The sequence below is a fragment of the Streptomyces sp. NPDC052052 genome, from assembly GCF_040680455.1.
Lineage (GTDB): Bacteria > Actinomycetota > Actinomycetes > Streptomycetales > Streptomycetaceae > Streptomyces.
In genome coordinates, this window is sequence record NZ_JBFAWU010000036.1 from 1 (window position 1) to 24,920 (window position 24,920).

The following is a 24,920-nucleotide window of genomic DNA, read 5'->3' on the forward strand; positions in this document are numbered from 1 at the left end:
AGAGTAGGACGCCGCCGAACTTCTTTTACGGGAAGCCCCGTGCCCTTGTGGCACGGGGCTTTTCCGCGTTTACTGCACCATTGCGTCACCCCTGTGTACCGGCCGGCGGTGGCTGAGGGTAAGGTCAGTGGGCATCATTGGCACGTTCTTCACACAGGAGGCCCCCGGGTGGAGGTCCAGGAGACTCGGGTCCAGACGGACCGGGTACTCACCATCCCCAACATCCTCAGCATGGCTCGCCTTGTCGGGGTACCGCTCTTCCTGTGGCTGATTCTTCGCCCCGAGTTCGGTGGACCCAAGAGCGATGGATGGGCCCTGCTGGTTCTGGCGCTCAGCGGGGTCAGTGACTACCTCGATGGGAAGCTGGCCCGTCGGTGGAACCAGATCAGCAGCCTTGGGCGCCTTCTTGACCCTGCTGCGGACCGTCTCTACATCCTTTCGACCCTTGTCGGGCTGACCTGGCGCGAGATCCTGCCGCTCTGGCTCACCGCGGTGCTTCTGGCCCGTGAACTGATGCTTCTCGTGATGGTGGGGATCCTTCGCCGCCATGGCTATCCGCCGCCCCAGGTGAACTTCCTCGGGAAGGCTGCCACGTTCAACTTGATGTACGCGTTCCCCTTGTTGCTGCTCAGCGACGATAGTGGTTGGCTTGCATCTCTGGCCGCTGTTTTCGGATGGGCGTTCGCAGGGTGGGGTACAACGCTCTATTGGTGGGCAGGGATCCTCTACGTGGTTCAGGTCCGCCGACTGGTCAAGGCGGATGTAGTAGCCGATTGAGCGCGTTGAGGCGGTGCCGCGCAATGTGGCCGGCCCGCCGTTGAACACCCGGATGCCTTGACGGGCCCAGTCGGCTAGACCGTCGTCTCTGCAAGGAGGACGTTTCCGACATGAAGGCCGTTGTGATGGCTGGTGGCGAAGGCACTCGTCTTCGCCCGATGACCTCGAGCATGCCCAAGCCGCTTCTGCCCGTCGCCAATCGGCCGATCATGGAGCATGTGCTTCGACTGCTCAAGCGGCATGGGCTCAATGAGACTGTCGTGACGGTCCAGTTCCTCGCCTCATTGGTCAAGAACTACTTCGGGGACGGCGAAGAGCTCGGGATGGAGCTCAGCTATGCCAACGAAGAGAAGCCGCTCGGTACTGCCGGAAGTGTCAAGAATGCCGAAGAGGCGTTGAAGGACGACACCTTCCTCGTCATTTCCGGCGACGCCCTCACCGATTTCGATCTCACCGACCTCATCGCCTTCCACAAGGAAAAAGGTGGTCTGGTGACGGTGTGCCTGACCCGTGTGCCGAATCCTCTGGAATTCGGTATCACCATTGTGGACGAGGGGGGTCAGGTCGAGCGTTTCCTGGAGAAGCCCACCTGGGGTCAGGTCTTCTCCGACACCGTCAACACGGGCATCTACGTCATGGAGCCCGAGGTGTTCGACTATGTCGAGGCCGATGTCTCCGTGGACTGGTCCGGTGACGTCTTTCCACAGCTCATGAAGGAAGGAAAGCCCATCTATGGCTACGTTGCCGAGGGCTACTGGGAAGACGTCGGTACCCATGAGAGCTACGTGAAGGCCCAGGCGGACGTCCTTGAACGAAAGGTCGACGTCGAGATCGACGGTTTCGAGATCTCCCCCGGCGTCTGGGTTGCGGAAGGTGCGGAAGTACATCCTGACGCCGAGCTGAGGGGGCCGCTCTATATCGGTGACTACGCGAAAGTCGAAGCCGGTGCGGAGGTCCGCGAGCACACGGTCATCGGGTCGAACGTCGTGGTCAAGAGCGGCGCATTCCTTCACAGGGCCGTGATTCACGACAATGTCTACATCGGTCAGCAGAGCAATCTGCGTGGATGCGTGATCGGCAAGAACACGGACGTCATGCGGGCCGCCCGGATCGAGGACGGTGCGGTCATCGGCGACGAGTGTCTGATCGGTGAGGAATCGATCATCCAGGGCAACGTCCGCGTCTATCCGTTCAAGACCATCGAGGCCGGCGCCTTCGTCAACACGTCCGTCATCTGGGAATCGCGCGGCCAGGCCCATCTCTTCGGGGCCCGCGGAGTGTCCGGGATCCTGAACGTCGAGATCACGCCCGAGCTGGCGGTCAGGCTCGCTGGAGCCTACGCGACGACCCTGAAGAAGGGCTCGACGGTCACCACCGCCCGTGACCACTCGCGTGGTGCCCGCGCGCTGAAGAGAGCGGTGATCTCAGCACTGCAGGCCAGCGCCATCGATGTGCGGGACCTGGAGAACGTTCCGCTGCCTGTCGCACGCCAGCAGACCGCGCGGGGCAGCGCCGGCGGCATCATGATCCGTACGTCTCCCGGTGTGCCCGACTCGGTGGACATCATGTTCTTCGACGAGCGGGGCGCCGACCTTTCCCAAGCACGGCAGCGGAAGCTGGACCGGGTCTACGCGCGGCAGGAATACCGGCGTGCCTTCCCGGGGGAGATCGGAGACCTGTACTTCCCGTCCAGCGTCTTCGACTCGTACACCGGGGCTCTGCTGAGGAACGTGGACACCTCAGGCATTGCCGACGCGGGTCTCAAGGTGGTCGTCGACGCTTCGAACGGCAGCGCCGGGCTTGTCCTCCCGAGCCTGCTGGGACGCCTCGGCGTGGACGCGTTGACCATCAATCCCGGCCTCGACGAATCACGGCCCACGGAATCCGCCGAGGCAAGGCGCTCCGGCCTTGTGCGGTTGGGGGAGATCGTCTCCTCGGCCCGGGCCGCGTTCGGAGTGCGGTTCGATCCGGTCGGCGAGAGGCTCTCCCTGGTCGACGAGCAGGGCAGGATCGTGGAGGACGACCGGGCGCTCCTGGTGATGCTCGACCTCGTGGCCGCCGAGCGTCGCAGTGGGCGGGTGGCCCTGCCGGTCACCACGACGCGGGTCGCCGAACAGGTCGCGGCGTACCACGGCACACAGGTCGAATGGACGACGACCTCGCCCGACGACCTGACACGCGTGGGACGCGAGGAAGGCACCATCTTCGGTGGAGACGGCCGTGGTGGCTTCATCGTTCCCGAATTCAGCAGCGTCTTCGACGGATCGGCCGCCTTCGTCCGGCTCATCGGGCTGGTCGCGAGGACTCAGCTCACCCTCAGCCAGATCGACGCCCGGATTCCCAGGGCCCATGTCCTTCGCCGTGACCTGGCGACGCCCTGGGCCGTCAAGGGGCTGGTCATGCGCCGGGTCGTGGAGGCCGCAGACGATCGCAGTGTCGACACGACGGACGGTGTGCGAGTCGTCGAGGCCGACGGGCGGTGGGTGTTGGTACTGCCGGACCCGGCCGAAGCCGTCACCCACTTGTGGGCCGAGGGCCCGGACGACGCGTCGGCACAGGCACTGCTGGACGAATGGGCGACGGTCGTGGAGAGCGCGGGTCAGTGACGTCTTCACCGGTGTGCCCAGCGGCGTTGCGCGGCGCCGTCGGGCACATCGGAGGGGCCATTCGGCGGTAGCAGTGTCGACGTGCGACGATGTGCGGCATGTCGCAGCAGTCGCCCGATCGGAGTACCGCCTCACGCCCTGGGCGTCCCGACGCGTCCATGTCGCTGCTGACCAACGTGATGGACCACAGTCTTGACGACGGATACGCCGAGGCGTCGGCGCGTCGGAAGGCCGACGGGAGTGCGGGCATGCCCCGCACGCTCAAGTCGAAGCTCGGTCTCGCCGCATGTCTGGTGCTTGCCGCACTCGTGGTCACTCTGGGGGCTGCGCAGGCTCGCGTCTCCGCGCCGGTCCTTGCCAAGGAGCGCGAGGAACTGATCGACCGCATCGACGGGGAGACTGCGGCGGCCGACGCCCTCGAGTCACAGGTCGACAAGCTCCGGGACGACGTGGGCAGACGCCAGCGCAAGGCGTTGGAGGAGCACGGCGGGGACCAGGGGGAGCTGGTGGCACTGCTCGCCGGAGCGACATCGGTGGAGGGGCCCGGGGTGAAGCTCGTCGTCGACGACGCCAAGGAGACCGGCCAGAGCGGCGGCGGGCCGAGGGAGACCAGCGGATTCACCGACACCGGACGGGTCCGCGACCGGGACCTGCAGCGGGTCGTCAACGGACTCTGGCAGTCCGGTGCCGAAGCGATCGCGATCAACGGGCAGCGGTTGACAGCCCTGTCGGCGATCCGGGCGGCCGGCGACGCCATACTGGTCGACAACAGACCGCTGGTGCCGCCCTACACGCTGCTGGCGGTGGGGAACGGGAAGAAGTTCGGCACCGCATTCCAGGACAGTGCCGACGGCCAGTACCTGCAGGCGCTCAAGGACACCTTTGACATCCGGACGAGCTTGTCCGTACAGGAGAAGGTGAAACTTCCGGTTGCGCCGAGCCTGATCGTACGGACAGCAGAGCCTCACAAAGCCGCAGACACCGGCAGCGGTGCGGCAGACACAGGGAAGGGCACATCGTGATCGCCGTACTGGGCCTCGTCGTGGGAGTCGTGGTCGGACTGTTGGTCCGACCCGAGGTTCCGGCGGTTGTCGAGCCCTATCTTCCGATTGCCGTCGTGGCTGCCCTCGATGCAGTCTTCGGCGGTCTGCGGGCCATGCTCGACGGAATCTTCGTCGACAAGGTATTCGTCGTCTCGTTCCTGTCGAACGTCGTGGTGGCCGCACTGATCGTGTTCCTGGGCGACAAACTGGGAGTCGGAGCTCAGCTCTCCACCGGTGTGGTGGTCGTGCTCGGGATCCGGATCTTCTCCAACGCCGCGGCCATCCGTCGGCACGTCTTCCGGGCCTGAGGCCGATGAGCAACGAAGAGCTGCCCGGCGGGAACGGGCACATGGACCACCAGCCGGACGGTGCGGCCAGGGATCTCACCGGGCGTCAGCGACTGATCGCGGGACTCTGGCCGCCGCGGGTGACGCGCGCCCAACTCATCGTCGCGCTGCTGCTGTTCGTCCTGGGGCTCGGACTGGCCATCCAGGTGCGCTCGAACAGTGACAACAGCGCGCTGCGGGGCGCCCGCCAGGAGGACCTGGTCCGCATCCTCGACGAGCTGGACGACCGGACGCAGCGTCTGGAGGACGAGAAGCAGCGCCTCGACGCTCAGCGCACGGAGCTGGAGAACAGCTCGGACCAGGCCGAGGAGGCACGTAAGCAGACGGTCGAGAAGGAGCGGCAACTCGGTATTCTCGCGGGCACCGTGGCGGCACACGGTCCCGGGATCACGCTCACCGTCGATGATCCCGGAAACGGTGTCAAAGCGGACATGCTGCTCGACGCGCTGCAGGAACTGCGTGCAGCGGGTGCCGAGGCGATCGAGGTCAACGGAGTAAGGGTGGTGGCCAGTACGTTCTTCTCCGGCGACGGCGGCAACGTCAAGGTTGACGGTCGTAAGATCACGACGCCGTACGTGTTCAAGGTGATCGGCAAACCCCAGGATCTGGAGCCGGCGCTGAACATTCCGGGCGGTGTGGTACAGACACTGGAGAAGGAGCAGGCCACCGTGCATGTGGAGCAGGTCGACGACATCGTCGTGGATGTCTTGCGACCGGCGGAGCGGCCTGACTACGCTCGGTCGTCGTCCTCGTGAGGTCGTCGCGCGGAGGGATCGAAGGACACGGGCAGGAGGTTGCGGGGGGTCGCCGCATCGTAATAGTGGTGCGTGGTGGAAACTGTCGAGTGGATACGGGCGTTGTGAAGATGTCCGGGTCGGCAGGTGTGTTCGTTCAGGGTTCGTCCTGCCCCACGGGCGGGTCTATTTCGGTCAAGGGGAATCGCCCGTGAAGTTGTTTGGGAAGTTGTTCGGCAAGAGCGCTCGCGATGAGGCTGCCCGCCATCGCGCACCGCGCCACAGTCAGGCGGAGGGACAGGGTTCGGAACGCCCGCTCTTCCGCGATCAGATGTCCGGTTCGGGCAGTGATAATTCGGGCGCTTCCGGCGCGTCGTCTGTTGACCCTGCTGGTGCCGGACGCATAGGTTTTCCGGAACCGTCAACCTCGAGTACGGGTGGAGGGTTCACCCCGAGGGAGGAGGGTTCGTCCATGCCGGTCTGTGCGAGGTGCGGGCATCGCAATGCCGAGGCCAGCCGTTTCTGCTCCAACTGCGGTACGCCGCTGAGGGGTGGGATCCCCGAGCGTGCCTCGGAGACGACCTCGACCATCTCCATCTCCGGTCTTGAGGCGTACGACGCGGAGGCCACCGGGCAGACGCCCCTGCCGTCCCTGTCGCCCGAGGCGCAGGCAGCGGTCGACGCGCTTCCGCTCGGCTCGGCGCTCCTGGTGGTGCGGCGTGGTCCGAACTCCGGCAGCCGGTTCCTGCTGGACGGGGAGCTGACCACAGCAGGCCGTCATCCGCAGAGCGACATCTTTCTCGATGACGTGACGGTGTCGCGGCGGCATGTGGAGTTCCGCAGGAGCGCCGGCAACTTCACGGTCGAGGACGTGGGCAGCCTGAACGGCACCTACGTCAACCGTGAGCGCATCGACTCCGTGGCTCTGTCCAACGGCGACGAAGTGCAGATCGGCAAGTACCGGCTGGTCTTCTACGCGAGCCAGCGGGGCATCTGACTCGTCAGGAAAGGTCCATGCTGAGAACACCGACGGGCGGTGCCGGTCACGGCACCGCCACCGCCGACGACCGCCCGATGAGCATCGGCACCGTGCTTCTGCGACTGCGGGACGAGTTTCCCGAAGTCACGATCTCCAAGATTCGCTTCCTGGAGGCCGAAGGGCTCGTCGATCCTCAGCGGACCCCGTCCGGCTATCGCAAGTTCCGTGGGGCCGACGTGGAGCGGTTGGCCCAGGTGCTTCGGATGCAGCGGGACCACTACCTCCCGCTGAAGGTCATCCGCGAGCACCTGGATGCCCTCGCACGCGGTGAGCGGTCCGCCCTGCCGTCCGGGGAGGCCCCGCGGGACCGGACCGACGGCGGGTGGGACGGCGGCTCCGTACGGGCCACCGCGCCCCGTGTCGGGCGTGCCGAACTGCTCGCCGCGGCAGAGGTCACCGAGAGCGACCTGGACGAGTGGGAGTCGTACGGCCTGGTCGTTCCGGCGGCGGGGGGCGGATACGACGCCGATATGGTCACCGTGGCCAAGCTTGTGGCGGATCTCGGCCGTTTCGGTCTGGAACCACGTCACCTGCGTGCCATCCGATCGGCCGCGGACCGTGAGGCGGGACTCATCGAGCAGGTGGTGGCACCTCTGCGTCGGCACCGGAATCCGCAGACCAGGGCGCATGCGGAGGCCACCGCCAACGAGCTCGCGGAGCTCTCCGTGCGGCTTCATTCCGCGCTTGTGCAGACCGCTCTGGGGGTCCGGCTCCACTGATCGCGTGGGTGCCCGACTACCCAAACCTGCCGAGCACGTCCTAGGGTTGCTGTGTGAACGAGCTCGACGTTGTGGGTGTCCGGGTGGAAATGCCCTCCAACCAACCGATCGTGCTCCTGCGTGAAGTGGGAGGCGACCGGTTCCTCCCCATCTGGATCGGTCCTGGTGAGGCGACTGCGATCGCCTTTGCTCAGCAGGGCATGGCTCCGGCCAGGCCGCTGACCCATGATCTCTTCAAGGATGTGCTCGAGGCCGTCGGCCAGGAGCTCACCGAGGTCCGCATCACGGATCTGCGGGAAGGGGTCTTCTACGCGGAGCTGGTCTTTGCCAGCGGAGTCGAGGTGAGTGCGCGGCCGTCCGACGCCATAGCGCTCGCGTTGCGCACCGGAACGCCGATCTACGGCAGTGACGGGGTGCTCGACGACGCGGGGATCGCCATCCCGGACGAGCAGGAGGACGAGGTGGAGAAGTTCCGCGAGTTCCTCGACCAGATCTCACCGGAGGATTTCGGTACCAACAGTCAGTGACCGTTCTGTGCGGGGGCGGAGCCGGCGCATTCGATAAGCCTTTCCCGCTCGCACGGCACGAGAAACCACCCTCAGGGTGATTATCACTCGGCGTGGCGAGTGTGGCGATCGTTGACGCACCCCGAGTGACTGCCTACCTTCGAGAGGGCAGGTCAAGGACGGAGGTCGGCGTGAGAAGCAGCGGCGACGGTACGGTGGCGGGTGGGCCGTACTCGCAGCAGGGACATACAGCCGGCCGCACCATCAGGCAACCGGTTGATCCGGCGGCGGTGGCGGGGGACGGGATGGCATCGGCCAGCGACATCGGCTATCGAGGGCCGACGGCCTGCGCGGCCGCGGGGATCACCTATCGGCAGCTCGACTACTGGGCGCGTACGGGGCTGGTGGAGCCGAGCGTACGTCCGGCGTACGGCTCGGGCACACAACGGCTCTACAGCTTTCGGGACGTCGTACTGCTGAAGATCGTCAAACGCTTCCTGGACACGGGTGTCGCGCTCCAGAACATCCGCACCACGGTCCAGCACCTCCAGGCCCGGGGTTTTCAGGATCTCGAGCGCATGACCTTGATGAGCGACGGAGCGACGGTCTACGAGTGCTCCTCGCCCGACGAGGTCGTGGACCTGCTCCAGGGCGGCCAGGGAGTCTTCGGTATCGCCGTGGGCGTGGTGTGGCAGGACGTCGATGCGGCCCTGTCCCAGCTGCACGGCGAGCGCGTGGACACCGGCGAGACCCTGATCGGGAACAACCCCACCGATGAGCTGGCGCGGCGGCGCAACCGCGCCGGGTGACCCGGCAGTCGAATCGGGGGCAGCACATGTCAGTGCTGTGCGGCAACATCGATTGATGTGAGAGCTGCTCCCACCATCCTGCATCTGGACATGGATGCCTTCTACGCCTCTGCCGAGCAGGCGGCGAAGCCCAGCCTGCGCGGCAAGCCGGTCGTGGTGGGCGGGCTCGGGCCACGCGGGGTCGTCGCCACCGCGTCGTACGAGGCACGGCGTTTCGGGGTGCATTCCGCGATGCCCACGGCTCAGGCCAGACGGCTGGCCCCCAATGCGGCGTATCTGGCTCCCCGTTTCTCGCTGTACCGGATGGTCAGTGATCAGGTCATGGAGTTGCTGGGGCGGCTCTCTCCACTGGTGGAGCCGCTCAGCCTGGACGAGGCCTTCGTCGATTTGGAAGCCGGTGGGACGGCCGATGACCGTGCTTCCGCCCTGGAGATCGGTGAGCAGCTGCGTGCGGCCATCAAGGCGGTCACCGGGCTCACCGGCTCGGTCGGGCTCGCCGGTTCCAAGATGCTGGCCAAGATCGCTTCGGAGCAGGCGAAACCGGACGGCCTGTTCCTCATAGAGCCCGGGACGGAGCGCGAGCTTCTCGCGCCCATGCCGGTACGGACCCTGCCCGGCGTCGGCCCGGCGACGGCGGACCATCTGCGCCGAGCGGGGATGACGACGGTCAACGACCTGGCCGAGGCCGGTGAGGCGGAACTCGTGCGTCTCCTGGGGAAGGCACACGGCGGCTCCCTCCACCGCATGGCGTTCGGATACGACGACCGGCCCGTGGTCGCGGAGCGGGACGCGAAATCGGTCTCGGTCGAGGACACCTTCGACACCGACCTGCACGACAGGGTGCGCATCAGGCTCGAGGTGGACCGGCTGGCCGACCGATGCGTCCAGCGACTGAGGGGTGCGGGGCGGTCCGGACGCACCGTGGTGCTGAAGGTTCGCCGGTACGACTTCTCCACGCTCACGAGGTCCGAGACGCTGCGAGGACCCACGGACGACCTCTCCGTGGTCCGAGAAGCCGCCGCACGGCTCCTGGAGGCCGTGGACACCACCGGAGGCGTGCGACTCCTGGGAGTGGGCGTCACGGGCCTTGCCGACTACACGCAGGAAGACCTCTTCGCCCAGGCCGCCGGTGAACGGGCCGCGGCCGAGGAGAAGGCCGAGGAGACAGCCGAGGGGGAGGTCGCGGCGGTGGGTGAGCGGGACGCGTCGGGGCACGGCGAACCGGAGGATGCCCGGACGGCCGCCGAGCTGCTCGCCGCACGGTGCTGGAGCGCCGGTCACGATGTGCGGCATGACTGCTACGGACACGGCTGGGTACAGGGCAGCGGCCTCGGCCGGGTGACGGTGCGGTTCGAGGAACCAGGATCGGAGCCCGGCCGGGTGCGTACGTTCCGGACCGACGATCCGGAACTGCAGCCGGCCGATCCGCTGCCGCTGGTGCGGGACCCGGTGGACTACTCGTCCTGGCCGGCCAGTCTGCCGAAGTCCCTGTCCGGGGCGGTCTCCCCGGGCGGGGAGTCCAGACCGTAGTGGCGGTAGAGCTGGAGTTCCTGCTCCGGTGAGAGGTGGCGACCGACACCGAAGTCGGGCGCGTCCTTGATCAAGGCCCGGTCGAAGGGGACGCGGAGCACATCCTCCAGGAATTCGCTGGGCTCCAGGGGGACGAACGCGTCCCGGCTGAAGAGTCCGGTTCGTACGGCGGCCCACTCGGGCACACCGGTCGCGTCGTCGAGGTACACCTCGTCCACGGTGCCGATCTTGGTGCCTTTGCGGTCGAACACCTTGCGGCCGATCAGGCGACGCGGATCGATGTCGGTCTGCACGGTCCCTCCCACTGGTCGCGGCTACTCCACTAGCACTACAGAAATGCAGATCCGGAGGGTTGGCCACTCGAGAATTCCGTGGCGAAGCCCGCTGGTAGGCTTGTCACGGCTGCTGACCCCGTGCGGGAGAGTCCTTCGGAGCGATTCCGAAGGCGCCGAAGGAGCAAATCCTCCCCGGAATCTCTCAGGCCCCCGTACCGCGCGGACGAGGTCACTCTGGAAAGCAGGGCGGGCTCCGTGCGGCCGAGTGCCAGTGCGGTTCCCTCCCTCACCGACGGTGAAAGCCGGTACGCCCCAGGGCGCGCCGGTGAAGCTCTCAGGTTGAGATGACAGAGGGGGAGGCCGTTCGGGCACCCGCGCCGTGGTGCCCCTCGCAGGTCCTGACAGACCAGGAGGCCTCCACAATGACCCCCCGTCGCGCTCCGCTCTCCCAGCTGGAGCAGGGCATTCCGTTCGCGCAGCGCCACATCGGCCCCGATGACGAGGCGCAGTCCAAGATGCTCGCCCAGGTCGGTTACGCCTCGCTGGACGAGCTGACCGCCGCAGCGGTGCCCGATGTCATCAAGAGCGCGGAGGCACTCCGGCTGCCGGCCGCCCGCACCGAGGCCGAGGTCCTCGCCGAGCTGCGCGCACTCGCCGACCGCAACCAGGTGCTGGCCCCGATGATCGGGCTCGGCTACTACGGCACCTTCACCCCTCCCGTGATCCTCCGGAACGTCATGGAGAACCCCGCCTGGTACACGGCCTACACGCCGTACCAGCCGGAGATCTCGCAGGGCAGGCTGGAGGCGCTCCTCAATTTCCAGACGATGGTCGCGGAGCTGACCGGTCTGCCCACCTCCGGCGCCTCCCTGCTCGACGAGGGCACCGCGGCCGCCGAGGCCATGGCGCTCGCGCGGCGCGTCGGCAAGGTCAGGAACGGTGTCTTCCTGGTCGACGCCGACGCCCTGCCGCAGACGATCGCCGTCATAGAGACCCGCGCCGAGCCGACCGGTGTCGAGGTAGTCGTCGCCGACCTCTCCGACGGCATCCCGGCAGAGATCGCGGAGCGCGGTGTCTTCGGTGTCCTGCTGCAGTACCCGGGCGCCTCCGGGGAGGTTCGGAACATCGAGCCCGTGATCGAGCAGGCCCACGAACTCGGGGCGGTCGTCACGGTCGCCGCCGATCTGCTGGCCCTGACCCTGCTCAGGTCGCCGGGCGACCTGGGCGCGGACATCGCGGTCGGCACCACGCAGCGTTTCGGTGTACCGATGGGCTTCGGCGGGCCGCACGCCGGCTTCATGGCCGTACGCGAGAAGTTCGCCCGCAGCCTTCCGGGCCGCCTCGTCGGTGTGTCCGTCGACGCGGACGGAAAGAAGGCCTACCGGCTTGCCCTGCAGACTCGCGAGCAGCACATTCGCCGCGAGAAGGCCACCAGCAACATCTGTACCGCACAGGTGCTGCTGGCCGTCATGGCCGGAATGTATGCGGTGTACCACGGCCCGGAGGGGCTGCGGACGATCGCCCGGCGCACCCACCGCTACGCGGCGATCCTGGCCGAGGGCCTGCGCGCCGGTGGCGTGGACGTCGTGAGCGGCGCCTACTTCGACACCCTGACCGTGCGCGTTCCGGGGAAGGCCGCGGAGGTCGTCGCGGGCGCCCGCGAACGCGGTGTCAACCTGCGACTCGTCGATGCCGACCTGGTCTCCCTCGCCTGCGACGAGACCACCACCCGTAAGCAGATCGCCGCCGTCTGGGCCGCCTTCGGCACTGCGGGGGACATCGAGGCGCTGGACGCCGTGGCGGCCGACGCACTGCCCGAGGACCTGCTGCGCACCGACACGATCCTCACCCACCCGGTCTTCCATCAGCACCGTTCCGAGACCGCGATGCTCCGCTACCTGCGCAGGCTCGCCGACCGGGACTACGCCCTGGACCGTGGGATGATCCCGCTCGGCTCCTGCACCATGAAGCTGAACGCGACCACCGAGATGGAGCCGATCACCTGGCCCGAGTTCGGTGCACTGCACCCCTTCGCGCCGACCGAGCAGGCAGCGGGTTTCCTCACGCTCATCAGGGAGCTGGAGGAGCGCCTCGCCGAAGTCACCGGGTACGACGCGGTCTCGATCCAGCCGAACGCCGGTTCGCAGGGCGAGTTCGCCGGTCTCCTCGCCGTGCGGGCGTACCACCGTGCCAACGGTGACGACCAGCGGACCGTCTGCCTCATCCCCTCCTCCGCGCACGGCACCAATGCCGCCAGCGCCGTGATGGCCGGCATGAAGGTCGTCGTCGTGAAGACCACCGATGACGGCGAGGTCGACATCGAGGACCTCCGGGCCAAGATCGAGAAGCACCGCGAGGAGCTTGCGGTGCTCATGATCACGTACCCGTCGACGCACGGGGTCTTCGAGGAGCACGTCGCCGACCTCTGCGCCGAGGTCCATGACGCCGGCGGTCAGGTGTACGTCGACGGCGCCAACCTCAACGCGCTGGTCGGACTGGCCAAGCCGGGCCGGTTCGGTGGAGATGTCTCGCACCTGAACCTGCACAAGACCTTCTGCATCCCGCACGGCGGCGGTGGTCCGGGCGTCGGACCGGTCGGTGTGCGCGCGCACCTCGCACCGTATCTGCCGAACCACCCGCTCCAGTCGGCGGCTGGGCCCGAGACCGGTGTCGGACCGATCTCGGCCGCTCCGTGGGGCTCGGCGGGCATTCTGCCCATCTCCTGGGCGTACGTACGTCTGATGGGCGGCGAGGGGCTGAAGCGTGCGACACAGGTTGCCGTTCTCGCCGCCAACTACATCGCCAAGCGTCTCGAACCGCACTACCCGATCCTGTACAACGGCCCTGCCGGGCTCGTCGCGCACGAGTGCATCGTGGACCTGCGGCCGATCTCCAAGGACACCGGTGTCAGTGTCGACGACATCGCCAAGCGCCTGATCGACTACGGATTCCACTCGCCGACCATGTCGTTCCCGGTTGCCGGAACGCTGATGATCGAACCCACCGAGAGCGAGGATCTCGCGGAACTCGACCGATTCTGCGACACGATGATCGCTATTCGTGGCGAGATCGAGAAGGTGGCATCCGGTGAGTGGAGGGCGGACGACAACCCGCTCCGCAACGCCCCGCACACTGCGGCGATGCTCGGTCAGGAGTGGGACCACGGCTACAGCCGGGAGACTGCCGTCTTCCCGGCAGGGGTCTCGGCCGCCGACAAGTACTGGCCTCCGGTGCGCCGGATCGACGGTGCTTTCGGTGACCGCAACCTGGTCTGCTCCTGCCCGCCGCTGGACGAGTACGACAGCTGAGGTGTGAGCGTCAGGGTGTGACGCGGACCTGCGTCGGGGCCGGTGCGGAGACTTCTCCGGGCCGGCCCCCGTTCGTCCCGGCCGGGGTCAGGCGGCCTTCACCACCCGGTCGGCCCCCAGGGGGCGATGCGGGGCGATGACCTGCCCGTCCGGGAGCAGCTCACCGGTGTCCTCGAAGAGGAGGACGCCGTTGCACAGCAGGCTCCAGCCCTGTTCCGGGTGGTGCGCCGTCAGACGGGCGGCCTCCCGGTCGGCGGAGTCGGCGGTCGGGCAGGGTGGCTGATGTTGACACATGGATGGGTTCTTTCGCTGCGTTGTGGTGAAGGTCCTGCGGCTCGATGAGGTGTTCATGGCCGCCTCCCCCCGTATCGATCGGTCCAGCCCCAGTGTTGCGCCACAGACGACGTTCCGCAGGGATTTCGCAGCAGCGCTCCTCCTTGCTCGCAGGACGCATCACCCGGCCGGACGGTTCGGGGCAACTGCACTGCCAGTTCGGGGGGTTCGGGGTGGTCGGACCGGACTAGTCCGGATGGGCCGGGTGCGTGCAGGGCAGCGCCGTGCCCCGTGACCGGGAACGGCGGCGGGGCATCGGCAGCAAGGCGGGACGCGGCGGCGGTCAGGCAGGCGATCCGAGCAGCGGGCCGGGACCAGGAGGGATGCGCAGCGTCATCATGCGGAGCAGATCGGCGACCCGGTGCGGGCGATGCGCGGCGATACCCGGTGGCGCGGGAGCCAGCGGTACCAGGAGATCGTCGGGCCCGAGGGCCCCGCCGGACGCATCGGCCTCGGTATCGCCGTGCAACCAGAGCGCCAGCATGTAGAGCCCCGGAATGGACAGCAGTCGTGGTTGGTAGTGCGGCGTCAACGTCTCGGCCTGGCGCACGGCGAGTTCGGTCGAGGCGAGGTACGGCCCCTCGAAGAAGCGCGAGAAGGCCCAGCCGTCCGGAGTGAGCATGGTGTCCGCCGCGGCGACGGCACGATCCGAGTCGCGGATCAGGAAGCGCCACGCGGTGAGCCGGGTGGCGGGCGCGAGCCCGTCGGGGCCGATCCGGTCCAGCGCATGGACGGGGAGCGGGAGTTCGGGGCTCAGTGGTCCCTGGGCGGCTCGGAGAGCCGGTGTGCGGGCCTCACGGACTGCGGTGGGTGAACCGAGCGCCGTGAGGACACTGCGCAGAGCGGGTGCGGGAGCCGGAGGAACATGCAGCGGCATAGTGGGTCGCCTCTCGCTTCGGAGACACGGTGGTGCGTGGGCGGGTGCAGACGGCGCTGTCGGCATGTGGGGCCAGAGGGGCCGGTGACCGAGCCGGTGCGTCAACTCTCTGCCTCGTCCGCGAAGTTTATACGACACGTGTTCACGCGGTGATTCCACTGGCAGTGCAGCTATTGCTGACAAGGCAGGTTCAGGACTTTATTATGCGGAGATTCTGATGATTCGTCGTCAGCGGCACGGCTGTCGTCAGGGATTTCTCCCAGGACGCGGTCGGCCGAAACGTGCCGGTGTATTCATCGCCCGTCGTCCGGCGAAAACCGGCACTGCTTCATGCCGAGGGAATGTGCCGCCGGACAGTCGCCCTCACATTACTGCCTCGGCGGTGTTCGCGGGGCGTTATGGATCACCGGCCTGGGCATTATCGATCGTGACGCGAGCGGCTGGGTTGCGGGCCGCACACCTGAGGGAGGGACGCTTCGATGGGGGAGAAGGTCGCGGCCGGCGCCTTTGGTCTGTCCGATCCGCCGAGGTACCGGAGCAAGCTCCACCAGTGCCTGGAGGGGTTGGAGAGGCTCCTGGCAGAACAGAGGTTCGACCGCCCGCGCAACCTCATGGGTATGGAGATCGAGCTGAATCTGGCAGGGGTCGACGGCATGCCGAAGATGAGAAATGGGGAGGTGCTCCGCCGCATCGCGAGCAGTGATTTCCAGACCGAGCTCGGGATGTTCAATGTGGAGGTGAACATAGCCCCGCACCGTCTGGACGGGCGTGTTTTCGATCAGCTGGCCGAAGAGATCCGGACCGGTCTGGGATATGCTCATCGGAAGGCAGGCGAGGCCGATGCCGGGATCGTGATGATCGGAATTCTGCCCACCCTGGGCCGCCAGGACCTCGTTGCTGCGAACCTCTCGGACGTGGACCGCTACACACTGCTGAACGATCGAATGGTGGCGGCCCGGGGCGAGGATTTCTCCTTCGATATACAAGGGGTGGAGCACTTGGTCTCCACCTCTTCCTCGATCACTCCGGAGGCCGCCTGCACCTCGCTCCAGTTGCATCTGCAGGTGACGCCGGGGCGCTTCGCGGCCGTGTGGAACGCGGCGCAGGCCGTCGCCGGCGTCCAGATCGCACTCGGCGCCAACTCTCCCTTCCTGTTCGGCAAGGAGCTGTGGCGGGAATCGCGGCCACCGCTCTTCGAACAGGCCACGGACACCAGGGCGCCGGAACTCCGGAACCAGGGAGTGCGGCCCAGGACCTGGTTCGGCGACGGATGGGCCGGTTCGGCGTACGAGCTCTTCGAGGAGAACCTGCGCTACTTCCCCCCGCTGCTGCCGATCTGTGACGAGGAGGACCCGCTGCGGGTACTCGACGAGGGCGGGGTGCCGGGGCTGTGGGAGCTCGTGCTGCACAACGGAACGGTCTACCGCTGGAACCGGCCCGTCTACGGGCTGGCCGACGGCGTACCCCATCTGCGGGTGGAGAACCGGGTCCTTCCCGCGGGCCCCACCGTCACCGATGTGATCGCCAATGCCGCCCTGTACTACGGGCTCGTGCGGGCACTTGCCGAGGAACCCCGTCCGGTGTGGACCAGGCTCCCGTTCACCGCCGCGGCCGAGAACTTCGACACCGCCTGCCGCCACGGCATCGACGCCGAGCTGATCTGGCCCCGCCCAGGGCGTTCGGGCGCGCTGACCCGGGTGCCGGCCGTCAAGCTCGTACGGGACGAACTGCTGCCGCTGGCCGCTGCCGGGCTCGATGCCTGGAACATCGAGCGAGCGGACCGCGAACGCTACCTCGGGGTCATCGAGGAACGCTGCAAGCGGCGGGTGAACGGGGCGTCCTGGCAGGTGGACACCTACCACCGGGCACGGGAGGCCGGACTCGAACGGCATGCCGCACTGGCCGCGACCACGCGCCGGTACGCCGAACTGATGCACAGCGGCGAACCCGTCCACAGCTGGCCGACGGGTGTCCCCGCCCCGTGACGCGTCGTCGCCGGGGCGGGCCGCCGCTGCCTCCGGCCGTCCCGCGCACTACTCCCGGGCGGCGTAGTTGTTCTGTCCGGCCGTCATGACGGCCTGCAGGATCACGGCCTGGATGTCGGCAGGGTCGGTGACCTGGTAGCCCCCGCCGCCGGTCACCTTCGCGATCTCGTTCAACTCATCGCGGTCGCCCTCGGGGCCGACCGCGATGGCGAGGAGCGGCACCCGCCGCTCCGGGTCGGCGATGCGCTTCAGTTCCGCGATCAGGGCGCTGCGGGAGATGGAGCGATCGTCCTGGTTGGATCCGTCGGTGAGGATCACCACGGCGTTGAACTTGCCCTTCACGTACGTCGCCTGGGCGTCCTTGTACGCGGCGAGAGCGGTGTCGTACAGACCGGTCGCCCCGTTCGGAACGGGCTCGAGCGCGGAGAACGCCGCCGCGAGCCTCTCCCGCTGGGTACCGCCGTCCTTCGCCGGGCCGCCGAGTCGGGCCGTAGGCACCAGCCTGCGGTAGTCCTTGTTGCCGTCGAGCGTGGTGGCGAACTCCCAGAGCCCGATCTCGTCGTTCTGGGTGAACTGGTTGAGGGCCCGGATCAAGGACGCCTTGGTGATGTCCATCCTGGACTGGTTGCCGCCCGGCTCGATCGTGGCCATCGAACCCGAGGCATCGACGACCGTCGTCAGCCGCGCGCTCTGCACCGTGATGGTCCACATCCCGAGCGTCTGCTGGAGCACCTCCGTGGTGGGTGCCGCGGCGGCTGTGGTGGCATACGGCTGGGGTTTCCTGCCGCCCGCCGATGCGACCACCGACTCCCCGACGGTCGCGTCGGCGTTCCTGAAGCCGTGCTTCTCCAGAATGGCCTGTGCGCCCGGCTCGCTCAGCAGTCTCATGAACCGCAGGGCCGCCCGGCCCTCGGAGGTGCTCATCCTCGTCTCGTCGACCAGTGTGTACGGATAGTCCAGGAGCGGAGTGCCGTCCCTGGGATAGAAGAGATCGAGTGTGCCGCCACCGGTCGACTCCGTGTTGTGGGCGAACGCGGCCTGTTCGGAGAGCAGGACGGCCTGGTTGCGCTCCGGATTGCCCTGCTCGGCAGCGGAATCGTCCTGGGCCAGGGTTTCGAGCACCTGGGCGTCACTGTCCGACATGCGCTGCGCGAGGAGTTTGGCGGTCGCCGCGACCCGGGTGTCGCTGTCGCCGCCCTGTTGCCCGGAGGAGGCGCCGATGCTGGAGAGGGCGAGCAGCCCGGTGGCACTGCGCGCCGGGTCGGCCGCGCCGAGGCGCACCTCGTCCGAGTCCGTGGCCGCGGCCGTCAGTTCGGCCCAGGAGTACTTCTTCTTCGGCCAGCCCAGCCCTTTGGCCACGGACGGCACCACGGCCAGGGTGACGGGGGAGGAGGCGATGGAATCGCCCGGGGTGAGTGGAATGCCTTCACCGGAGCCTTTGGCCCGGTCGATCCACAGGTCCGAGTCGGGCAGCCAGATCTGGTAGTCCGGGGTCCGGTTGCCGGAGGTGAGGGCCATGGCGACCTTGTAGGAATCACGGGCCACCACCCGCACGTCCAGACAGTGGCCGTCCGACTTCACCTGGTCCGCGCGTGCCTTGTCGGCGACGGCACGTACGGCCGGGGCGATGTCCGGGGAAGTCACCATGGACAGGTGAACGGCGGAGTCCGCGCAGGGCTTCGAGAACGACAGCAATCCGCCCTGCGCCGCGACCGCTGTTCCCGCTGCCACTGCGAGGACGAGCACGGTCGCGATCGCTATGGTTCGACGCCGGCGCGGCGGCGGACCGTCCCCGCTGCTGCCGGTCGCGTGGTCGTCGGGCAAGCTGTGACGTCCCATGACGGTGGTGCCCCCCTAGAGCATCAATAAGGAAACGGGGGCAGCACCATGTCCCATGGTGATCGTCCCCCGGCCTGTCACGCATGATCTTCGTACCTGCATTCGAGACCTTAGCCGGGCGAGGAGCGGGATGGGACGTGAATGCACAACTGAAGGCAGGTGTACAGGTGGAGACCGAGTACGTGGCTGAATCTTTCTCCGAAAAGACTGGGTCGCGACGGATCCTGCGGTCTGAGACAGTGCTGGTACTGGCTCTCTCCTTGGGTGCCAGCGGTGTGTCCGCCCTGATCAGTTTTGTTGGCTCACTGACGAAGCCTGGAGGGCTGAAGGAGCAGGCCGCGACGCTCAACGGCTCGTACGCGCCGGGGCGTCCATGGCTGGATCTCGCCTGGCAGCTCTTCGGTATCGCATCGGCCCTGGTGCCCGTCGCCCTTGTCGCGCATCTGCTGATGAGGGAGGGCTCGGGCCTGCGCGCCATCGGTTTCGACCGGACCAGGCCGTGGCCCGACCTGGGGCGCGGTGTGCTGGTCGCGGCAGGCATCGGAAGCGCCGGGCTCGCCTTCTACCTGGTGGCGAGGGAAGCCGGCTTCAACCTCACCGTGGTCCCGGAGTCGCTGCCCGGTGTGTGGTGGAAATTCCCCGTGCTGATCCTGTCCGCGCTTCAGAACTCCGTAGTGGAGGAAGTGATCGTCGTCGGGTATCTGTTGCGCAGGCTCGGGCAGTTGGGCTGGACGCCGATGGCCGCCCTGGCGGCGAGTTCGGTGCTGCGGGGTTCGTACCACCTGTATCAGGGGATCGGCGGTTTCATCGGCAACATGGTGATGGGCGTCGTCTTCGTGCTGCTGTACCGGCGCTGGGGGCGGGTCGGTCCGCTCGTCGCGGCACATGCGCTGATCGACATCGGGGCGTTCGTCGGGTACGCGCTGTTGGCGGGGAAGGTGGGGTGGCTGCCCACACCGTGAGCGGTCTGCCGGTGTACATCCCGTTGCGCTCACGGCCCTTCGGGCTTCCGGGCCGGGAAGGTGGCGATTCCTCTCCTCGCCGCTCGACCGGGTGCCTCCACCAGGGCGTCACGGTCGACGAGCTGGGCGATCGCACGCCGTACTGCCACGGCGTCGTACGCCACGGATCCATTGCCGACCGACCTTCGGGAACGCCACAGGCCGGCCCGATGCCGGGCCGGCCTGTGCGGTGGTCTTCCTCCCCGGGGCGCCGGGTCCTGGGCCCGACGGGCCGGTCAGTCCGTGCCGGACTCCATCGCGGCGCGGTCCAGCATGGTGTCGTCCTCGGAGACCTTGCCGCGGGACGCGATGGCCTCCGCGCCGCCTTCCGGCATGCTGCCGATCAGCCCGGTCGCGGCTGCCTGGGCGGCGCCGATGGCGGGGTTGGCGGTGCCGATCAGGCCGATGCCGGCGTACTGCTCCAGCTTGGCGCGGGAGTCGGCGATGTCGAGGTTGCGCATGGTGAGCTGGCCGATCCGGTCCACCGGGCCGAACGCCGAGTTCTCGGTGCGCTCCATGGACAGCTTGTCCGGGTGGTAGCTGAACGCCGGGCCGGTGGTGTCGAGGATCGAGTAGTCCTCGCCGCGCCGCAGCCGCAGCGTCACCTCGCCGGTGACGGCCGCGCCGACCCAGCGCTGGAGCGACTCGCGCACCATCAGCGCCTGCGGGTCGAGCCAGCGGCCCTCGTACATCAGCCTGCCGAGACGCCGTCCCTCGTTGTGGTACTGGGCGAGAGTGTCCTCGTTGTGGATCGCGTTGACCAGGCGCTCGTACGCGGCGTGCAGCAGGGCCATACCGGGCGCCTCGTAGATGCCGCGGCTCTTGGCCTCGATGATCCGGTTCTCGATCTGGTCCGACATGCCCATGCCGTGGCGGCCGCCGATGGCGTTGGCCTCCATCACCAGGTCGACGGCGGAGGCGAACTCCTTGCCGTTGATCGTCACGGGGCGGCCCTGGTCGAAGCCGATCGTCACGTCCTCGGTGACGATCTCGACCGAGGGGTCCCAGAACCGCACGCCCATGATCGGGTCCACGGTCTCGACGCCGGTGTCGAGGTGCTCCAGGGTCTTGGCCTCGTGGGTGGCGCCCCAGATGTTGGCGTCGGTGGAGTAGGCCTTCTCGGTGCTGTCGCGGTAAGGGAGGTCGTGGGCGAGCAGCCACTCCGACATCTCCTTGCGGCCGCCGAGCTCGGTCACGAAGTCCGCGTCCAGCCAGGGCTTGTAGATCCGCAGCTGCGGGTTGGCGAGCAGGCCGTACCGGTAGAACCGCTCGATGTCGTTGCCCTTGAAGGTCGAGCCGTCGCCCCAGATCTGTACGTTGTCCTCAAGCATCGCCCGGACCAGCAGGGTGCCCGTGACGGCGCGGCCGAGCGGGGTGGTGTTGAAGTACGCGCGCCCGCCCGAGCGGATGTGGAACGCCCCGCAGGTGAGCGCGGCCAGGCCCTCCTCGACCAGCGCGGCGCGGCAGTCGACCAGGCGTGCGATCTCGGCGCCGTAGGTCTTCGCGCGTCCGGGCACCGAGGCGATGTCGGGCTCGTCGTACTGGCCGATGTCAGCGGTGTAGGTGCACGGGATGGCGCCCTTGTCGCGCATCCATGCGACGGCGACCGAGGTGTCGAGACCGCCCGAGAAGGCGATGCCGACGCGCTCGTCGGCGGGAAGCGAGGTGAGGACCTTAGACATGGGAAGAGTATGCATCACAATGCATGATCATGCAAAATCCTTGTGTCCGGCCAGGGCGCGCGAACGCGGCGCCGAGGGGTGAGCCGGGCCGTCGGTTCCGGCTGCTCAGTCGTTCCCTTCAGGGGCGGGCCCCGGATCGTGGGCCCGCATCGCAAGCATCAGCGCCGAGTCCGTGTGGAGCGTGATGTGTACCGGTGCGAAGGTGGTGGCGTCCACCGGCGACTCCCCGTTGCCGGGATTGCGGGCATAGCGCGGATGGGCGCCGCCGCTGATCTGCCAGCGGATGCGGTGGCCGACGGCGAAGCGGTGAGCGGTGGAGCTCATCGGCACCGTGATCTGCACCGGCTCCTGCCCTTCCGCGCGCAGCCGGCCCAGTCCGTCACAGACGTTGACGGAGCGGCCTCGGGTGTCCACGTCGCACAGGCGGGTGAAGACGTCGGCATGACCGGTGTCCGTGGAGACGCTCAGCCGCGCGGACACGGGTCCGAGGACGTCCACCGGTTCGGTCAGCGGGGGACTGGTGAACGTCAGTACGTCCTCCCGGGCCTCCAGTCTGCTGTTGTCGCGAGGGCCGGCGGTGCGGGAGAGCAGGGGGCCACCGAGGGACGGGGTGGGGTCCTCCGGGTCGTGGCGGAACGACTTCAGTGGTGCACGGTCCCTGGGTTCCTGCTGGATGAGATGCCCCTGAATGGTGGGAAACCACTGGCCGACGGTCGTGACCGGCGGCCAGTCGTCGAGGTTCCGCCAGGCGTTTTCGCTGCCGATGTGCACGCGCACCCTTGTGGGACGGAGGCCGGATCGGTCGGCGTACAGGTGGGCGCGCAGCCAGGCAAGACTCTCGGTGAACACCTCGGGCCATCCCTGTTGCAGGGCGGAGGTGTGGGTCCACGGGCCGACGAGCAGGGAGGTCTCGCATCCGGCCCGGCGCAGCCGGTCGTACTGCGCGAAGGTCTGGTCGACCAGTGCGTCCTGCCAGCCGGTGATCAGGCTCGTGGGCACGCGGAGCCGTGACGCCGCCGTGGCCAGCGATGCGCCGTGCCAGTGCGGGTCTTCGGCGTCCGGGTGTGCCATCGCGTTGTCCAGCCAGGGTATGGGGCCCCCGAGGGCCGGCGCGTATGCCCCGCGCAGTGGCTGTGCGGTGGTGACCTCGCGCAGTCGGCGCTGCAGGCGCAGTGTCGCCCTCAGGAACGGTGCCATGCCCTGGTGCTGGTAGGTCATCCCTGCGCCGACGACGAGGGCGGTCTCCAGGTGCAGCGCACCGTCCGTGTGGAACAGCGCGTAGGGATCGTGCAGGCCCACCTGCACCACCATGGCCTTCAGCTCCGGCGGTGGGTCCAGGGCCAGGGCCCATTGCACGTAGCCCAGATAGCTGGGGCCGACGGTCCCGAGTGTCCCGTTGAACCAGGGCTGCTCGCGCAGCCAGGACACCGTGGCCCGGCCGTCGCCGGCCTCGTTGCGCCACAGATCGAACGCGCCCCCCGAACCGCCGGTACCGCGGCAGCTCTGCAGGACCACGTGAAAGCCCTGTTCGGCGAAGAGCAGGCCATACATGGGGGACCACGGCAGACCCCGGCCGTACGGCGAGCGCACCAGAAGGGTGGGAAAGTCGCCCTCGGCGCGCGGGAAGTAGTGGTCCGTGATCAGAGGGCTGCCGTCGGCGGCCGGTACCACCAGCCCCGGCTCCCACCCGACATCGTGCAGTTTGGCGGGGAGACGGCGCCATGTCGCCCTCATCGCCCGTGCGGCACGTGATGGTTTCCCAGAGGGCGGTGTCCAGGTCGGCCTCGGCGCAGGGTCGTGCGTGGGTGATGTCATCGTTCCCCTCCTCCATATCCGTACGGTGTACGAGAATAAAGGATGCTTGACTGAGGCCCGCAAGATCCCCGGGCGAGGAGAGGAACGTGGACCATGTCCCGTGAGGGAGGGACCGGCGCCCCGGGCGTCGACCCTCAGCAACTCTGGCTGGGCTCCGCCCAGCCCCGCAGGGGCCGCAAGCCCGCCTACAGCCGAGAGGCCATCACGGCGGCGGCCGTCGCCCTGGCGGACGCGGAGGGGCTCGAAGCGGTCACCATGCGCAAAGTCGCCGCGCGCGTAGGAGCCGGCGTCATGTCGCTCTACAGCTACGCCCCCGACAAGGAGACGTTGCTGAACCTGATGGTCGACCGCGTCAGCGGCGAACTGCCGACCACGGACCCGCTCACCGGCGAGTGGCGCGCCGACCTGAAAGCCGTCGCCCACCTCCAGCGCGCCCTCATGCTGCGACACCCCTGGCTGCCTGCCGCCCTGTCCACCCACCGCATCCCCGGACCCAACACCCTGGCCTTCCTGGAACGCGCGCTTGCCGCCCTGCGGCCCACCGGACTGGACGGTGCGGCGAAGCTGGAGATCTTCGCCCAGCTCACGGCATTCGTGGCCGGGCACGTCGCCCACGAGATCGCGCAGGCCGCAGCCGCGCAGTCACAGGACCGAGCCGCATCCGAGGCCCGTTACCTCGCCGCTGTCGCCGCAGACGGCCACCACCCGGAACTCGCCGAAGCTCTCTCGGCCCCTGGCCGCCCCCTCGCCCCCGAAGCCACCTTCACCCGGTTCCTCGGCCGCCTGATCGACGGTCTCGACACCGAATGATTCCTCGCCGCCTTGCGCATCTGTCCGTTCTTGTGAACGAACAGATGCGAGAGTTCTGCGATCGTCCGGTGAGTGGGTATGTCTCACCGGGTTCGCCGTTCGCGGAAGCCTTCTGGAAGCCGGGTGTTGGGCGAGGCGCTGCCAGAAGACCGCTGTCGTCGACCTGACGCCCGGCCCGGTCGCATGAGCGGTAGTGCGTCACGCTCGCCCCAACGGTGCCTGCCGCACCCGGTACGGGAAGAGTCCACGGCGCGGCAGCGCCATGCCGGGAACTGCGTCCTGGCTCATGGGGAGAATGGTGGAACGGTGACACGTTCCGGCCCCTCAGTCGATACAGAACTCGTTGCCCTCGATGTCCTGCATCGGGATGCACGACTCGTTGTCGTCATCGGCAAGCAGCGTTCGCACGTGTACCGCGCCGAGAGCGACCAGTCGTGCGCATTCGGCCTCCAGTGCGGCCAGGCGCTCTGCACCGACGAGCCCGGTGCCGACCCGCACGTCGAGATGCACCCGGTTCTTGGCGGCCTTCCCTTCGGGAACGCGCTGGAAGAACAGTCGCGGGCCCACTCCTGAGGGATCGACGCACGCGAACGCCGACCCCTGACGCTCAGGCGGCAGTGAGCGATCGAAATCGTTCCACGTAGCAAACCCCTCCGGTGGTGGCGGCACGACATACCCCAACACCTCGCACCAGAAACGAGCGACACGCTCAGGTTCCGCGCAGTCGAAGGTGACTTGGAACTGCTTGATCGGCGTCATCGGGCCACCCTAGTGGCGGGCGCTGGTCACCGGAGACCTGCAGGGTCATCGCCGCGCTGACCGGGCTGGCCGATGGCCGAGCGGCTCGCAAAAGGCCGGAGTTCGGGACGGTGGATCCCCGGGTGG

General features: G+C 68.0%; 22 protein-coding genes and 1 riboswitch. Of the genes, 14 read left to right on the forward strand and 8 right to left on the reverse strand.

All coding sequences use genetic code 11. The annotated features are described in order from the left end of the window. The first annotated feature begins 168 nt into the window (after positions 1-168). The 10 genes from AB0L71_RS30680 to AB0L71_RS30725 all read left to right on the forward strand — a co-directional run bounded on the left by AB0L71_RS30680 (position 169) and on the right by AB0L71_RS30725 (position 10,110). Entirely contained in the window at positions 169-777 is a 609-nt protein-coding gene (locus AB0L71_RS30680; RefSeq protein ID WP_365249288.1) for a CDP-alcohol phosphatidyltransferase family protein, read from the forward strand. A gap of 110 nt (positions 778-887) precedes the next feature. Further along, positions 888-3,383, forward strand: a complete 2,496-nt coding sequence (locus tag AB0L71_RS30685; RefSeq protein WP_365249291.1) for a mannose-1-phosphate guanyltransferase — start codon at positions 888-890, stop codon at positions 3,381-3,383. A gap of 98 nt (positions 3,384-3,481) precedes the next feature. Next, positions 3,482-4,405, forward strand: coding sequence for a DUF881 domain-containing protein (locus tag AB0L71_RS30690; RefSeq protein WP_365249294.1), 924 nt, complete (start codon positions 3,482-3,484; stop codon positions 4,403-4,405). Next, positions 4,402-4,734: a small basic family protein gene (locus AB0L71_RS30695; RefSeq protein ID WP_003970459.1), complete on the forward strand. Its 333-nt coding sequence runs from the start codon at positions 4,402-4,404 to the stop codon at positions 4,732-4,734. The genes AB0L71_RS30690 and AB0L71_RS30695 overlap by 4 nt, the downstream gene beginning before the upstream one ends. Positions 4,735-4,775: 41 nt before the next feature. Then, positions 4,776-5,528 (forward strand): DUF881 domain-containing protein, encoded by a 753-nt coding sequence (locus AB0L71_RS30700; RefSeq protein ID WP_365249404.1) that lies wholly within the window; start codon positions 4,776-4,778, stop codon positions 5,526-5,528. A 190-nt stretch (positions 5,529-5,718) separates the two neighbouring features. Beyond that, positions 5,719-6,504 carry an FHA domain-containing protein gene (locus tag AB0L71_RS30705; RefSeq protein ID WP_365249297.1) on the forward strand — a complete coding sequence of 262 codons (786 nt, stop codon included), beginning with the start codon at positions 5,719-5,721 and terminating at the stop codon, positions 6,502-6,504. A 17-nt stretch (positions 6,505-6,521) separates the two neighbouring features. Continuing rightward, the gene (locus AB0L71_RS30710; RefSeq protein ID WP_365249300.1) at positions 6,522-7,265 is read left to right on the forward strand and encodes a MerR family transcriptional regulator; all 744 of its coding nucleotides are present in this window, start codon (positions 6,522-6,524) and stop codon (positions 7,263-7,265) included. A 53-nt stretch (positions 7,266-7,318) separates the two neighbouring features. After that, on the forward strand, positions 7,319-7,792 hold the full coding sequence (locus AB0L71_RS30715; protein ID WP_024493232.1) for a bifunctional nuclease family protein: 474 nt from the start codon (positions 7,319-7,321) through the stop codon (positions 7,790-7,792). Positions 7,793-7,962: 170 nt separating this feature from the next. Then, positions 7,963-8,580: a MerR family transcriptional regulator gene (locus AB0L71_RS30720; protein ID WP_365249303.1), complete on the forward strand. Its 618-nt coding sequence runs from the start codon at positions 7,963-7,965 to the stop codon at positions 8,578-8,580. A 57-nt stretch (positions 8,581-8,637) separates the two neighbouring features. Beyond that, positions 8,638-10,110: a DNA polymerase IV gene (locus AB0L71_RS30725; protein ID WP_365249306.1), complete on the forward strand. Its 1,473-nt coding sequence runs from the start codon at positions 8,638-8,640 to the stop codon at positions 10,108-10,110. Here the strand turns inward: AB0L71_RS30725 and AB0L71_RS30730 are convergent. Continuing rightward, positions 10,035-10,403: a PRC-barrel domain-containing protein gene (locus tag AB0L71_RS30730; protein ID WP_365249309.1), complete on the reverse strand. Its 369-nt coding sequence runs from the start codon at positions 10,401-10,403 to the stop codon at positions 10,035-10,037. The genes AB0L71_RS30725 and AB0L71_RS30730 overlap by 76 nt on opposite strands. Before the next feature lie 113 nt (positions 10,404-10,516). Beyond that, positions 10,517-10,613: riboswitch (glycine riboswitch) on the forward strand. A 194-nt stretch (positions 10,614-10,807) separates the two neighbouring features. Here AB0L71_RS30730 and gcvP point away from each other — a divergent pair. Beyond that, the gene (gene gcvP, locus AB0L71_RS30735) at positions 10,808-13,693 is read left to right on the forward strand and encodes an aminomethyl-transferring glycine dehydrogenase (RefSeq protein WP_365249312.1); all 2,886 of its coding nucleotides are present in this window, start codon (positions 10,808-10,810) and stop codon (positions 13,691-13,693) included. 87 nt (positions 13,694-13,780) lie between these two features. Here gcvP and AB0L71_RS30740 read toward each other — a convergent pair whose 3' ends face one another. Further along, the gene (locus tag AB0L71_RS30740; RefSeq protein WP_365249315.1) at positions 13,781-13,987 is read right to left on the reverse strand and encodes a DUF5999 family protein; all 207 of its coding nucleotides are present in this window, start codon (positions 13,985-13,987) and stop codon (positions 13,781-13,783) included. 322 nt (positions 13,988-14,309) lie between these two features. Continuing rightward, positions 14,310-14,903, reverse strand: coding sequence for a hypothetical protein (locus tag AB0L71_RS30745; RefSeq protein ID WP_365249318.1), 594 nt, complete (start codon positions 14,901-14,903; stop codon positions 14,310-14,312). 479 nt (positions 14,904-15,382) lie between these two features. On the opposite strand from AB0L71_RS30745, the gene AB0L71_RS30750 reads away from it, so the two are divergent. Then, positions 15,383-16,888, forward strand: coding sequence for a glutamate--cysteine ligase (locus tag AB0L71_RS30750; RefSeq protein ID WP_365249321.1), 1,506 nt, complete (start codon positions 15,383-15,385; stop codon positions 16,886-16,888). Between the two features lie 48 nt (positions 16,889-16,936). Here the strand turns inward: AB0L71_RS30750 and AB0L71_RS30755 are convergent, their stop codons facing one another. Next, positions 16,937-18,727 (reverse strand): substrate-binding and VWA domain-containing protein, encoded by a 1,791-nt coding sequence (locus tag AB0L71_RS30755; protein ID WP_365249324.1) that lies wholly within the window; start codon positions 18,725-18,727, stop codon positions 16,937-16,939. A 182-nt stretch (positions 18,728-18,909) separates the two neighbouring features. On the opposite strand from AB0L71_RS30755, the gene AB0L71_RS30760 reads away from it, so the two are divergent. Continuing rightward, positions 18,910-19,689: a CPBP family intramembrane glutamic endopeptidase gene (locus AB0L71_RS30760; protein WP_365249407.1), complete on the forward strand. Its 780-nt coding sequence runs from the start codon at positions 18,910-18,912 to the stop codon at positions 19,687-19,689. Positions 19,690-19,718: 29 nt separating this feature from the next. Here the strand turns inward: AB0L71_RS30760 and AB0L71_RS30765 are convergent, their stop codons facing one another. From AB0L71_RS30765 to AB0L71_RS30775, 3 genes are all read right to left on the reverse strand, one after another. Further along, the gene (locus tag AB0L71_RS30765; RefSeq protein WP_365249327.1) at positions 19,719-19,853 is read right to left on the reverse strand and encodes a hypothetical protein; all 135 of its coding nucleotides are present in this window, start codon (positions 19,851-19,853) and stop codon (positions 19,719-19,721) included. Positions 19,854-19,964: 111 nt separating this feature from the next. Next, entirely contained in the window at positions 19,965-21,410 is a 1,446-nt protein-coding gene (gene argG, locus AB0L71_RS30770) for an argininosuccinate synthase (RefSeq protein WP_365249330.1), read from the reverse strand. 105 nt (positions 21,411-21,515) lie between these two features. Further along, a complete protein-coding gene (locus tag AB0L71_RS30775) occupies positions 21,516-23,144 on the reverse strand; it encodes a CocE/NonD family hydrolase (protein WP_365249333.1) in 1,629 nt (542 codons plus the stop codon). A gap of 174 nt (positions 23,145-23,318) precedes the next feature. On the opposite strand from AB0L71_RS30775, the gene AB0L71_RS30780 reads away from it, so the two are divergent. Next, on the forward strand, positions 23,319-24,035 hold the full coding sequence (locus AB0L71_RS30780; protein ID WP_365249336.1) for a TetR/AcrR family transcriptional regulator C-terminal domain-containing protein: 717 nt from the start codon (positions 23,319-23,321) through the stop codon (positions 24,033-24,035). 324 nt (positions 24,036-24,359) lie between these two features. Here the strand turns inward: AB0L71_RS30780 and AB0L71_RS30785 are convergent, their stop codons facing one another. Then, positions 24,360-24,794 (reverse strand): VOC family protein, encoded by a 435-nt coding sequence (locus AB0L71_RS30785; RefSeq protein ID WP_365249339.1) that lies wholly within the window; start codon positions 24,792-24,794, stop codon positions 24,360-24,362. Between the last annotated feature and the right edge of the window lie 126 nt (positions 24,795-24,920).

Excerpts from the sequence above, each read along its gene's own strand:
- AB0L71_RS30750 (WP_365249321.1), top strand. The coding sequence starts at position 15,383 with ATGGGGGAGAAGGTCGCGGCCGGCGCCTTTGGTCTGTCCGATCCGCCG.
- argG (WP_365249330.1), bottom strand. The coding sequence starts at position 21,410 with ATGTCTAAGGTCCTCACCTCGCTTCCCGCCGACGAGCGCGTCGGCATC.
- gcvP (WP_365249312.1), top strand. The coding sequence starts at position 10,808 with ATGACCCCCCGTCGCGCTCCGCTCTCCCAGCTGGAGCAGGGCATTCCG.
- AB0L71_RS30780 (WP_365249336.1), top strand. The coding sequence starts at position 23,319 with ATGTCCCGTGAGGGAGGGACCGGCGCCCCGGGCGTCGACCCTCAGCAA.
- AB0L71_RS30755 (WP_365249324.1), bottom strand. The coding sequence starts at position 18,727 with ATGGGACGTCACAGCTTGCCCGACGACCACGCGACCGGCAGCAGCGGG.
- AB0L71_RS30690 (WP_365249294.1), top strand. The coding sequence starts at position 3,482 with ATGTCGCAGCAGTCGCCCGATCGGAGTACCGCCTCACGCCCTGGGCGT.
- AB0L71_RS30685 (WP_365249291.1), top strand. The coding sequence starts at position 888 with ATGAAGGCCGTTGTGATGGCTGGTGGCGAAGGCACTCGTCTTCGCCCG.
- AB0L71_RS30745 (WP_365249318.1), bottom strand. The coding sequence starts at position 14,903 with ATGCCGCTGCATGTTCCTCCGGCTCCCGCACCCGCTCTGCGCAGTGTC.
- AB0L71_RS30740 (WP_365249315.1), bottom strand. The coding sequence starts at position 13,987 with ATGTGTCAACATCAGCCACCCTGCCCGACCGCCGACTCCGCCGACCGG.
- AB0L71_RS30775 (WP_365249333.1), bottom strand. The coding sequence starts at position 23,144 with ATGAGGGCGACATGGCGCCGTCTCCCCGCCAAACTGCACGATGTCGGG.
- AB0L71_RS30700 (WP_365249404.1), top strand. The coding sequence starts at position 4,776 with ATGGACCACCAGCCGGACGGTGCGGCCAGGGATCTCACCGGGCGTCAG.
- AB0L71_RS30710 (WP_365249300.1), top strand. The coding sequence starts at position 6,522 with ATGCTGAGAACACCGACGGGCGGTGCCGGTCACGGCACCGCCACCGCC.
- AB0L71_RS30785 (WP_365249339.1), bottom strand. The coding sequence starts at position 24,794 with ATGACGCCGATCAAGCAGTTCCAAGTCACCTTCGACTGCGCGGAACCT.